10 protein-coding genes are annotated in these 11,086 nt (G+C 68.8%); 6 read left to right on the plus strand and 4 right to left on the minus strand.

Going from position 1 to position 11,086, the window contains the following annotated elements:
- The first annotated feature begins 39 nt into the window (after positions 1–39).
- Both VNT59_RS06440 and lpdA read left to right on the plus strand, forming a co-directional pair.
- On the plus strand, positions 40–630 hold the full coding sequence (locus tag VNT59_RS06440; RefSeq protein WP_325497497.1) for an MFS transporter: 591 nt from the start codon (positions 40–42) through the stop codon (positions 628–630).
- Positions 627–2,471 (plus strand): dihydrolipoyl dehydrogenase, encoded by a 1,845-nt coding sequence (gene lpdA / locus VNT59_RS06445; protein WP_325497498.1) that lies wholly within the window; start codon positions 627–629, stop codon positions 2,469–2,471. Before VNT59_RS06440 ends, lpdA begins: the two co-directional genes overlap by 4 nt.
- 43 nt (positions 2,472–2,514) lie before the next feature.
- Here lpdA and VNT59_RS06450 read toward each other — a convergent pair whose 3' ends face one another.
- Complete coding sequence (locus tag VNT59_RS06450) at positions 2,515–3,072, minus strand: C40 family peptidase (RefSeq protein WP_325497499.1); 558 nt, start codon at positions 3,070–3,072, stop codon at positions 2,515–2,517.
- 112 nt (positions 3,073–3,184) lie between these two features.
- Here VNT59_RS06450 and VNT59_RS06455 point away from each other — a divergent pair, with 112 nt between their 5' ends.
- Positions 3,185–4,300 (plus strand): PQQ-dependent sugar dehydrogenase, encoded by a 1,116-nt coding sequence (locus VNT59_RS06455; protein ID WP_325497500.1) that lies wholly within the window; start codon positions 3,185–3,187, stop codon positions 4,298–4,300.
- A gap of 9 nt (positions 4,301–4,309) precedes the next feature.
- On the opposite strand, the gene VNT59_RS06460 is transcribed toward VNT59_RS06455, so the two are convergent.
- The 3 genes from VNT59_RS06460 to VNT59_RS06470 all read right to left on the minus strand — a co-directional run bounded on the left by VNT59_RS06460 (position 4,310) and on the right by VNT59_RS06470 (position 7,770).
- A complete protein-coding gene (locus tag VNT59_RS06460) occupies positions 4,310–4,924 on the minus strand; it encodes a response regulator transcription factor (RefSeq protein WP_325497501.1) in 615 nt (204 codons plus the stop codon).
- A gap of 46 nt (positions 4,925–4,970) precedes the next feature.
- Positions 4,971–6,062 carry a hybrid sensor histidine kinase/response regulator gene (locus tag VNT59_RS06465; protein ID WP_325497502.1) on the minus strand — a complete coding sequence of 364 codons (1,092 nt, stop codon included), beginning with the start codon at positions 6,060–6,062 and terminating at the stop codon, positions 4,971–4,973.
- A gap of 67 nt (positions 6,063–6,129) precedes the next feature.
- A complete protein-coding gene (locus VNT59_RS06470) occupies positions 6,130–7,770 on the minus strand; it encodes a 4-hydroxyphenylacetate 3-hydroxylase family protein (RefSeq protein ID WP_325497503.1) in 1,641 nt (546 codons plus the stop codon).
- Between the two features lie 94 nt (positions 7,771–7,864).
- Between VNT59_RS06470 and VNT59_RS06475 the strand changes: the two genes are divergently transcribed.
- The 3 genes from VNT59_RS06475 to VNT59_RS06485 all read left to right on the plus strand — a co-directional run bounded on the left by VNT59_RS06475 (position 7,865) and on the right by VNT59_RS06485 (position 11,075).
- Positions 7,865–8,479: a helix-turn-helix domain-containing protein gene (locus tag VNT59_RS06475; RefSeq protein WP_325497504.1), complete on the plus strand. Its 615-nt coding sequence runs from the start codon at positions 7,865–7,867 to the stop codon at positions 8,477–8,479.
- Between the two features lie 10 nt (positions 8,480–8,489).
- A complete protein-coding gene (locus tag VNT59_RS06480; protein WP_325497505.1) occupies positions 8,490–9,083 on the plus strand; it encodes an isochorismatase family protein in 594 nt (197 codons plus the stop codon).
- 96 nt (positions 9,084–9,179) lie between these two features.
- Positions 9,180–11,075, plus strand: a complete 1,896-nt coding sequence (locus VNT59_RS06485; protein WP_325497506.1) for a propionate--CoA ligase — start codon at positions 9,180–9,182, stop codon at positions 11,073–11,075.
- Positions 11,076–11,086: the final 11 nt, after the last annotated feature.

Below are 11,086 nucleotides of genomic sequence, written 5' to 3' on the forward strand. Positions count from 1 at the left end.
CGAACTCGGCAGTAAGGCGCACGCGGAGCATCCAGAAAAATGACAACTGTTGTGGTGGTGAAGAAGGCTGGCCAGATCGCGATCGCGGCCGACACCCTCGTGACCTTCGGCGATACCCGGCTGGGCAATCGCTACGAAGACAACACCAAGATATTCAGGGTCGAGACCGACGGCGGTCCCAGCTACGTCGGCATGGCCGGCACCGTGGCCCATTTTCCGGTGCTGCGCAAGGCGATCGGCTCGATGCCGCGCGAACTGCTGAGACTGGGCAGCAAGGACGAGGTGTTCGACACCTTCACCAAGCTGCATCCCTACCTCAAGGACAACTTCTTCCTGCAGACCAAGGAAGAAGACAGCGACCCCTACGAGTCGAGCCAGTTCAGCGTGGTGATCGCCAACGCGACTGGCATCTACGGCCTGTACAGCTATCGCGAGGTCTTCGAGTTCAAGGAGTTCTGGGGCATCGGCTCGGGGCGCAGCTTCGCGCTCGGCGCCATGCACGCGATCTACGGCAAGGCCAAGACCGCGCGCGAGGTGGCCGAAGCCGGCATCGCGGCGGGGTGCGAGTTCGACCGCAACTCGGCGGCGCCGACCGACGTCTTCACGCTCAAGATGAAAGAGGCGAAATGACGGCGACCGTCGAAGTCAAGGTTCCCGACATCGGGGACTTCAAGGAAGTGGCCGTCATCGAGCTGCTGGTCAAACCGGGCGACACGATCGCCGCCGAGCAGTCGCTGATCACCGTCGAAAGCGACAAGGCGTCGATGGAGATTCCGTCGAGCCACGCCGGCGTGGTCAAGGAGTTGAAGGTCAAGCTGGGCGACAAGGTGTCCGAAGGTTCGCTGCTGGCGGTGGTCGAGACCACCGCAGCGGCGGCCCCCGCGGCGCCTGCGGCGGCAGCGGGCGCCACCCGAGCGCCAGCTCCGGGCCAGGAAGCGAGGCTTGCTGGAGGCCCCGGCCCCTCCACCGCGACGGGGAGGGCGGAACCTCCTCCGGCGGCGCGAGCCGCGCCGGCGGCGGCGTACGCGGGCGGCGCGGACCTGGAATGCGACATGCTGGTGCTGGGCGCCGGTCCCGGCGGCTATTCGGCCGCCTTCCGCGCCGCCGACCTCGGCATGAAGGTCGTGCTGGTGGAGCGCTATGCAACGCTCGGCGGCGTATGCCTCAACGTCGGCTGCATTCCGTCCAAGGCGCTGCTGCACGTGGCCGCCGTCATGGACGAGGTGAGCCACTTCGAGGCGCTGGGCGTGAGCTTCGGCAAGCCCGCGGTGGATCTGGAGAAGCTGCGCGCCCACAAGGACAAGGTGGTGGGCAAGCTCACCGGCGGGCTGGCCGCCATGGCCAAGATGCGCAAGGTGACCGTCGTGCGCGGGCTGGGCCAGTTCCTGGATCCCCACCACCTGCAGGTCGAGGAGACCGGCGGCGCGGGTCAGGCGAAGACCGGCGCCAGGCAGACCGTGCGCTTCAAGCAGTGCATCATCGCGGCCGGTTCGCAGGCCGTCCAGCTGCCGTTCATGCCGCAGGACCCGCGCATCGTCGATTCCACGGGCGCCCTCGCGCTGGGCGCCGTGCCCAAGCGCATGCTGATCCTGGGCGGCGGCATCATCGGACTCGAAATGGGCACCGTGTATTCGTCGCTCGGCGCGCGCCTGGACGTGGTCGAGATGCTCGACGGCCTGATGCCCGGCGCCGACCGCGACCTGGTGCGGGTCTGGCAGAAGATGAACGCGCCGCGCTTCGACAACATCATGTTGAAGACCAGGACCGTGGCTGCCGAGGCGACCAAGGACGGCATCCTGGTGCGCTTCGAAGGCGAGCAGGCCCCCAAGGAGCCGCAGCTCTACGACCTGGTGCTGCAGGCGGTCGGTCGGGCGCCGAACGGCAAGCTGATCGGGGCCGACAGGGCCGGCGTGAACGTCGGCGACCGCGGCTTCATTCCGGTCGATGCGCAGATGCGCACCAACGTGCCCCACATCTTCGCCATCGGCGACATCGTCGGCCAGCCGATGCTGGCGCACAAGGCGGTGCACGAGGCCCATGTGGCGGCCGAAGCGGCGGCCGGCGAGAAGGTCGCGTTCGAGGCGCGCGTGATCCCGAGCGTTGCCTACACCGATCCCGAGATCGCCTGGGTGGGCCTCACCGAGGACCAGGCGAAGGCCCAGGGCATCGCCGTCACCAAGGGCCATTTCCCCTGGAGCGCGTCCGGCCGGGCCATCGCCAACAACCGCGACGAAGGTTTCACCAAGCTGCTGTTCGACGCCCAGACCCACCGCATCGTCGGCGGCGGCATCGTCGGCACGCATGCCGGCGACATGATCGGCGAGGTCGCGCTGGCGGTCGAGATGGGCGCCGACGAAGTCGACATCGGCAAGACCATCCATCCGCATCCGACGCTCGGCGAGAGCATCGGCATGGCGGCCGAAGCGGCGCACGGCACCTGCACCGACCTGCCGCCGCAGCGCAAGCGCTGAGCGGCGGAAATAAGAAGGCCGGCGATGAGCCGGCCTTCTTGCTTCAGGGCTGCGCCTGGGCCGGATCGGGCGGCGCCCCGGTGATCACGCGGCGCGCGCCGTCGAAGCGGCGCTTCCAGTACGAAACACCCATGTCCTCGACCCGCACCTGCGCGCCCGGCTTGGGGGAATGGATGAACTTGCCCTCGCCGACGTAGATGCCGACGTGGCTGAAGGCGCGCTTCATGGTGTTGAAGAACACCAGATCGCCCGGCTGCAGGTCCTTCTTCTCGATGGTTTCCGTGGCCGCCGCCTGTTCATTGGCGCGCCGCGGCAGGATCAGGCCGACCGTCGACTGGTACATCGCGCGCACGAACCCGCTGCAGTCGAAGCCGGTTTCCACCGAATTGCCGCCGCGGCGGTATGGCACGCCGAGGAAACCCATGGCATTCACCACCAGCTCGGACGCGCGGTCGGTCACGGTGTGCCCCATCTGGCCGATGGTGGTGAGCAGCCGGTTCTCGCTGAGAAAATGTTCCAGGTCGTCGTCGGCCGCCGATGGCGGGGCGGCCTGCGCGCTGGCGCAGGCGACGAGCAAGGCAATGCAGAGCCATCGATTCATTGGGGCGCAGGATACCTGCCCCTGCTCGAGCGCGTCAAGTTGGGTATGGTACGTCACCGTGAGATTCGCCCGCAAACGCCGCCGGGCTGCTGAGCCGATCCTGACGACTGCCATGAACAGAAGCTGCCTTCCCTCGTTTCGCTTGCTGGCGGCCGGCTGCCTGCTTGCCGCCTGCGCGGCGGCCGGTGCCCAGAACCTGCGCGCCGTGCCCGTGGCGCAGGGCCTGGAGCATCCCTGGGCGCTCGCCTTCCTGCCGCAGGGCCGCTTCCTGGTCAGCGAGCGGCCAGGGCGGCTGCGGGTGGTTCAGCCGGACGGGAAGATCGGGCCGCCGCTGGCCGGTGTGCCGGAGGTCGCGGCCGGCGGCCAGGGCGGATTGCTCGACGTCGTGCTCGATGCCGGCTTCGCTCGCAACCGGCAACTGTTCTTCTGCTTCTCGGAACCGGGCCCCGGCGGCAACAGCACCGCGCTGGCGCGAGCGAGGCTGGCGGCCGACGAATCGCGCCTGGAAGAGGTTCGGGTGATCTTCCGCCAGCTGCCCAAGGTCGCCAGCAGCCTGCATTTCGGGTGCCGCATCGCCGAGACCGGCGACGGCCTGCTGTTCCTCACGCTGGGGGAGCGCTTCTCGCGCAAGGAGCAGGCCCAGAAGCTCGACAACCATCTCGGCAAGGTGGTGCGTGTGACCAAGGATGGCCTGCCCGCGCCCGGCAACCCGTTCATCGGGCGTGACGGCGCCCTGCCGGAAATCTGGAGCTACGGCCACCGCAACTCGCAAGGCGCTGCGCTCGGTCCCGACGGCCGGCTGTGGATGCACGAGCATGGACCTCAGGGCGGGGACGAGATCAACCTGCCGCAGCCGGGGCGCAACTACGGCTGGCCGGTGATCACCTACGGCGAAAACTACGGCGGCGGCAAGATCGGCGCCGGGATCACGCAGGCGCCTGGCATGGAGCAGCCGCTGCATTACTGGGTGCCGTCGATCGCGCCGTCGGGCATGGCCTTCCTCACCAGCGAGCGCTACGGCGCCGCGATGAAAGGCAGCCTGTTCGTCGGCTCGTTGAAGTTCGGCCGTCTGGTGCGGCTCGAGCTCGACGGGACCCGCATCGTGCGCGAACAGAAGGTGCTGGAAGGGCTGGGCCGGGTGCGCGACGTGCGCCAGGGGCCGGACGGCCTGCTTTATCTGCTGACCGACAGCGCCAGGGGCGGGCTGCTGCGCGTCATGCCGCCCTGAAGCGGCGGCTCAGGGCTTGACCAGGCCCTTGCGCACGGCGTACAGCGTGAGGCTGGCGATGTCGTTGAGCTGGAGGCGGTCCATGATCCGGGCACGGTGGACGTCCACCGTCTTCGGACTCAGCCCCAGTTCGAACGCGATTTCCTTGGAGGCGCGTCCTTGGGCGATGAGCTTGAGGATCTCCACCTGGCGCTGCGTCAATTCGTCGTCCGCGGTCGGCTCGGATGGCTGCAGCAGCCGCTGCGCGATCGCGGGGCTGTAATAGGAGCCGGTGGCCATCACGCTGCGCACCGCCTGCTCCAGCTCGAACGGCGGCGCGTCCTTCATCAGGTAGCCGCAAGCGCCATTGGCGACGGCGCGCTTGACGAAATCGACCGTGTCGTACATCGACAGCACCAGCAGCTTGACCTCGGGCTGGCGCTTGTGGATCTCGGCGATCGCCGTGATGCCGTCCATGCCGGGCATGGAGATGTCGGTCATCACCAGTTCGGGCTTGAGGCTTTCGACGAGCGTGATGAGCTCGTGGCCGTCGCTGGCTTCGGCGATCACCTCGACCCCGTCGACCATCGACAGCAGGGCCTTGATGCCCGAACGCACCAGTTCGTGGTCATCGGCGAGAACCACACGCACATGTCGAGGAGATGGGCTTATTTTCATTGTTCAAAAACCTTCACAGCACGGCACGGACGGCGACGCCGCGGCCGGGCCGCGTGCGGATGTGCAGGCGGCCGCCCGCCAGCTCCGTGCGTTCAATCATGCCGTACAAGCCGACGTTGCGCTCGCTGGGCGCGCCCCCGAGCAGCTCGCGTTTCTCGAAACCGATGCCGTCGTCGACCACCAGCACCGCGATGCGATCGCTGGGCAGGAAGCGCAGCCGCACGCTCACGGTTTCCGCCTTGGCGTGGCGCACCACGTTGTTGAGCGCCTCCTGCACCACGCGCAAGGCGACCGACGCGGTTTCGCCCAGGCTCTCGGGCTCCTTGCCGCGCGCGCTGAAGGTGCAGATCAGGCCCGCGGCGTCGGTGATGCGGTGCGCCGCCGACTGGGTGGCCGCCACCAGGCCCAGCAGATCGAGCTGCGCCGGCCGCAGCGAAAACGACAGCGTGCGCACCTGCTTGACCGCGGACTGTGCCATTTCCATGGCCGTTTCGCGGTGGCGCTCGGCCTCGTCGCCGCTGGGCGCGCGGCTGGCGGCATGCAGGTGGATCACCATCCCGGTGAGCGTCTGGCCCAGCTCGTCGTGCAGTTCGCGCGAGATCAGCGAGCGCTCCCGCTCCTGCGCCACGACCAGGCGCGCCGACAGTTTCTTCAGCCGCCGGTACGCCTCCTGCAGTTCGCGCGTCAGGCGCTCCTGCTCGACCACGCGCTGGCGCTCGGTCATCACGCGCTCGATCACCTGCGGCAGGGTGCCCAGCTTGTCCTTGGTGACGTAGTCCTTGGCGCCGCAGCGCAGCACGTGCACGGCCGCCTCCTCGCCGATCGCGCGGGTGACCACCACCAGCGGCACGCCGCAGCGGCGGGTCATCAGGATCTGCAGCGCGGCGTAGGGCGAGAAGCGGGGCAGATTGAAGTCGCACAGGATGGCGTCGAAGTGCTCCTGCTCGAGGGCGCTCACGAACGAACCAGCCTCGTCGACCCGGTGCATCAGGTACTGCCGATGCGGGTCGGCCTGCTCCAGCGCGATCCCCAGCAGTTCCACGTCGTCCGGATTGTCTTCCACGCAGAGCAACCTGATCGTGGTGAGTTCGGGCGGGCGGGACACGGGCGGAGTTCGGGAAATTGGCGAGGCAGTGTAGCGTGCCGGCCGGCTCGGCCGTTGAGAATGTTGCTTAAGGCTGAGAAGCCGGCGGCGGCGCCCCAGCCGCCGCCTGGGCCGCGCCGCGCCCGCCCTGGGGCAAGTCGACCATGACCGGTTGGCCCGGTGCGCTGCACCCCATGTCGCAGCATTTGCCGGCCTGCCGGTTGCGGGTGATCGGCCGGTCGGCGTCCTCGGACAGGCCCCGGTCCAGCAGCCGCTCCACCAGCTCCACCTTCGAGCCCACCGGGTAGTGGCGCCAGATCTCCTGCTTCATGGCCGCCGGCGAGCCGCCGCCGTGCAAGCTGATCAGGCTGTACCAGCCGCCCTGGTAGCCGGCGGTGAGGTCCTCCAGGAAGCGCGCCGCCTGGATCCGCTGCTCGTAGGGCACCGCGGGGTTGGCCCGCAGCACCTCCGAGAGCTTGGCTGCGGTCTCGGGATTGTGGTCCTCGTCCGGCCCCGGCAGGCTGACGATCAGGCCGCCGCTCACGTAATGCGCGATCCGGTGCATGTCGTAGATCTGCGTGGCCAGCAGCAGCTTGCCGATGTTGACGAACACCGGGTCGGGCATGAAGGTGCCGCTGTAGGGGTCGGCCTTGGCATAGACGCTGCCGGCCACGCCGCAGGCATAGAAGCCTTCCGTGATCTTGATCAGCTCGACCATCTGCTCGCGCAGGTGGGTCTCGCGTCCCGGATCGAAACCGTTCGCCTCGCACATCAGCGCGCCGGCGCCGATCAGCAGATCGCCGAAGCCGGCGCGGGCGGCGATGCAGGTGTGCCGGTGGTGGGTGGCGTAGTCGTAGGTCAGCTGGCCGCTGTGCTCCCATTCGCCGGCGTAGAACACGCGTTCCCAGGGTACGAACACCCGGTCGAACATGCAGACGCCCGTGCTCTGGCCGTACTTGCGCGAGAAGAGCGGCTCGCCGTGCTCCACCTTGTCGCCGGGGCGGCCGGCCGGCCGGGCCACGATGGTGAGTCCGGGCGCGTCGATCGGCACGCTGCAGCAGACGGCGAAGTCGGCATCCTCCGGGCCCATGTTGCGGCAGGGCATGACCAGCAGTTCGTGCACGTACGGCGCGCCGGTGACGATCGCCTTGGTGCCCGAGATGACGATGCCCTTGGCGTGCCGCTCGACGACGTGCAGGTAGCTGTCGACGTTCGCCTGCTGGTGCGGCCGCAGGCTGCGGTCGCCCTTGGCATCGGTCATCGCCACGCCCAGCGTCAAATCCTGGTCCTGCACCCGGTGCAGGTATTCCAGGAACCGGGCGCTGTGCTCCCTGGTGCCGCGGGCGTCGTCCAGCCGGGCGGCGTTCTGCCCGATCGCGTTCAGCGCGTCGTGCGTCAGGTAGCGCTGCGCGCAGCCGGTTTCCTGGCACAGCAGCCGCACCATTTCCAGCTTGTTCAGCAGATCGCCGGGGCTGGTGTCGATGTGCGAGAGCCGGTTGACCCGCTTGCCGCTGGTGCGCTGCAGCGCGGTCATCAGCGGCTCGTACTCGGGCTTGAGCGCGAGGTCGTAGGTCAGGGCGATGGCGTTGACGCCCGGGCGCAACGCGGGTTCGTCGGCGACGTGCTCGATCCGCCGGCCATCCACGAACACCCGCGGGTGCAGGCGGCGCAAGGATTCGCGGTAGGCCTCGCCGCTCATCAGGCCGGCCGTGGCGGCAGGTGCATGCATGGCTGTCTCCGGGGGTAGGGGCCGGAGATTTTGAACAGCGTTCAAAAAAATTGTCAATGTTCAGGGCACCGTGGCATCCCCGTATAGTGGCGTCATGGAATCCAGGCTCCGGCGGCAGCAGGCGATGAGCGAAAACCGGCGGGCGCATGTGCTGGCCGCCGCCCGCGCCGTGTTCGAGGAACACGGCCTCGAAGGCGCCAGCATCCGCGAAATCGCGCGCCGCGCCGGCTACACCCCGGGGGCGATCTACTCCTATTTCGACAGCAAGGAGGCGGTCTATGGCGCACTGCTGGGCGAGTCGCTGGAACGCCTGAACCAGGCGGTGCAAGCCGCGCAGCCGGCCGACGACAGCCCCGCCGCGCGGCTGCGGGCCAAGGCGCTCGGCTGGTTCCGGTTCTACGCCGCCAACCCGCGCGAACTCGACCTGGGCTTTTACCTGGTGCATGGACTGGCCCCGCGCGGCCTCACCGGCGCCTTGAACCAACGCCTCAACGCGCGGCTGCTGGAGGCGCTCGCGCCGTGCGAGGCCGCCTTGCTGGCGCTCGGCCTGGATGCGGCCGCCGCCCGGAGGGAGAATACGGCGCTGTTCGCGCACGGTGTCGGCCTGCTGCTGTTGCAGCACACCGGCCGGATCCGGATGTTCCAGCAGGACGCGAGCGAACTGTTCACCCATTACCTGGCGGTGCTGCTGCGCACCGCGCCGACCTGAAGAGAAGACGATGCTGCTCGATGCGCAGGAATGCCAGCTGGTGCTGGTGGATTACCAGGCCCGCCTGATGCCCGCGATTCATGAAGCGGAGCCCGTGCTGCGCAATGCGCTGCGCCTGGCACGCCTGGCGCAGTTGTTCGACGTGCCGGTTTGGGGCACCGAGCAGAATCCCTCGCGCCTCGGGGAAAACCCGGCCGAGCTCAAGGCGCTGTGCCGCAAGACGCTGTCCAAGATGTCCTTCAGCGGTTGTGCCGACGGTCTGGACGAGCTGCTGCGGCCGGCGCCCCGGCAGGGCGGCAATGCCCGCAGCCTGCCCAAGCACCTGCAGAAGCCGCCGGCCCCCGAACGCGGCACCATCGTCATCGCCGGCTGCGAGGCGCATGTCTGCCTGCTGCAGACCGCGCTGGACCTGATCGAGGAAGAGTTCGACGTGTGGGTGGTGACCGACGCCTGCAGTTCGCGCACCGAGCGCAACCGGGATGCGGCCTACGACCGCCTGGCGGCGGCGGGCGCCGAGCTGGTCACGACCGAAATGGCGGCGTTCGAGTGGCTGCGTACTGCGGAACACCCCATGTTCAAGGAGGTGCAGGCCCTGATCAAATAGCCCAGGGCCGTCCGGGCGGGGCCCGGCGGTGTCAGCTTCGGGCAAGGGCGCGCTGGCCACAATCGGCCCGGACGAGCCGCACCCCAAGGAGACATCATGAGCCGTTACGCCGAGTTCCACCGCCGCTCACTGCAGGACCGCGACCGCTTCTGGGCCGAGCAGGCGCAGCTGATCGAATGGCGGCAGGAACCGCAGACCATCTGCGACTACTCGCGCCCGCCATTCGCGCGCTGGTTCGTCGGCGGCACCACCAATCTGTGCCACAACGCCGTCGACCGGCACCTGCGCACGCGGCCCGACCAGCCGGCGCTGATCTACGTCTCGTCCGAGACCGGCCAGGAACGCAGCTACAGCTTCCGCGAGCTGCATCGCGAAGTGCAGCGCACCGCGGCGGCGCTGCGCAGCCTGGGCGTGGGCCGGGGCGATCGCGTCCTGATCTACCTGCCGATGATCGCCGAGGCCGCGTTCACCATGCTCGCCTGCGCCCGCATCGGCGCGATCCACTCCGTCGTGTTCGGCGGCTTCGCGTCGGTATCGCTCGCATCGCGCATCGAGGACGCGGCGCCGAAGGTGATCGTCAGCGCCGACGCCGGCTCGCGCGGCGGCAAGGTGACCGCGTACAAGCCGCTGCTCGACGAGGCGATCCGCCTGTCCAGCCACAAGCCGGGCGCGGTGCTGCTGGTGGACCGCGGCCTGGCGCCGATGGAGAAGGTGCCCGGCCGCGACCACGACTGGGCCACCGTGCTGCGCCGGCACGACGACGCGACGGTCGAGTGCGAATGGCTGCAGTCCACCGACGTGAGCTACACCATCTACACCAGCGGCACGACCGGCCAGCCCAAGGGGGTGCAGCGCGACGTCGGCGGCTACGCGGTGGCGTTGGCCGCCAGCATGAAGCACATCTTCCTGGGCGAGCCGGGCGAGACCTATTTCTCGACCAGCGACATCGGCTGGGTGGTCGGCCACAGCTACATCATCTACGGTCCGCTGCTGGCCGGGATGGCGACCATCATGTACGAGGGCCTGCCGATCCGTCCCGACGCCGGCATCTGGTGGAGCCTGGTCGAGAAGTACCGGGTCACGGCGATGTTCAGCGCGCCGACGGCGGTGCGGGTGCTCAAGAAGCAGGACCCGGCATTCCTCGGCAAGTACGACCTGTCGAGCCTGAAGGCGCTGTTCCTGGCCGGCGAGCCGCTGGACGAGCCGACGGCGCGCTGGATCAGCGACGGCCTGGGCGTGCCGATCATCGACAACTACTGGCAGACCGAGAGCGGCTGGCCGATCCTGGCGCTGGCCAACGGCGTCGAGCGCCAGACCAGCAAGTTCGGCAGCCCCGGCGTGCCGATGTACGGCTACGACCTGAAGCTGGTGCACGAGAGCACCGGCGAGGAGCTGACCCGGCCGAACGAGAAGGGCGTCGTCGTGATCGAGGGACCGACCCCGCCCGGCTTCATGCAGACGGTGTGGGGCGACGACGAGCGCTACGTCAGCACCTACTGGAAGACGATCCCCGGCAAGATGGTCTACAGCACCTTCGACTGGGGCATTCGCGACCAGGACGGCTACTACTTCATCCTCGGGCGCACCGACGACGTGATCAACGTCGCCGGCCACCGGCTCGGCACGCGCGAGATCGAGGAGAGCATCTCCAGCCATCCGAACGTCGCCGAAGTGGCCGTGGTCGGCGTGGCCGACCAGCTCAAGGGGCAGGTGGCGATGGCGTTCGTGGTGGCCAAGGACGCCAGCGGGCTGATCGAGGAACGGGCCAGGCTCAAGCTCGAGGGCGAGATCATGAAGGTGGTCGACGAGCAGCTCGGTGCCGTGGCGCGGCCGGCGCGGGTCCGCTTCGTCAGCCTGCTGCCCAAGACCCGCAGCGGCAAGCTGCTGCGCCGCGCGATCCAGGCCGTCTGCGAGGGCCGCAACCCGGGCGACCTCACCACGATCGAGGACCCGGCGGCGCTGCAGCAGATCCGCGACCTGATGAGCGACTGACCGCGCTGGCA

Source organism: Ramlibacter sp. (assembly GCF_035554825.1).
In the GTDB taxonomy this organism is placed as follows: Bacteria; Pseudomonadota; Gammaproteobacteria; order Burkholderiales; family Burkholderiaceae_C; genus Ramlibacter.

Coding starts and splice junctions, on each gene's coding strand:
- VNT59_RS06470 (WP_325497503.1), bottom strand. CDS start 7,770: ATGCATGCACCTGCCGCCACGGCCGGCCTGATGAGCGGCGAGGCCTAC.
- VNT59_RS06475 (WP_325497504.1), top strand. CDS start 7,865: ATGGAATCCAGGCTCCGGCGGCAGCAGGCGATGAGCGAAAACCGGCGG.
- VNT59_RS06455 (WP_325497500.1), top strand. CDS start 3,185: ATGAACAGAAGCTGCCTTCCCTCGTTTCGCTTGCTGGCGGCCGGCTGC.
- VNT59_RS06440 (WP_325497497.1), top strand. CDS start 40: ATGACAACTGTTGTGGTGGTGAAGAAGGCTGGCCAGATCGCGATCGCG.
- VNT59_RS06480 (WP_325497505.1), top strand. CDS start 8,490: ATGCTGCTCGATGCGCAGGAATGCCAGCTGGTGCTGGTGGATTACCAG.
- lpdA (WP_325497498.1), top strand. CDS start 627: ATGACGGCGACCGTCGAAGTCAAGGTTCCCGACATCGGGGACTTCAAG.
- VNT59_RS06450 (WP_325497499.1), bottom strand. CDS start 3,072: ATGAATCGATGGCTCTGCATTGCCTTGCTCGTCGCCTGCGCCAGCGCG.
- VNT59_RS06485 (WP_325497506.1), top strand. CDS start 9,180: ATGAGCCGTTACGCCGAGTTCCACCGCCGCTCACTGCAGGACCGCGAC.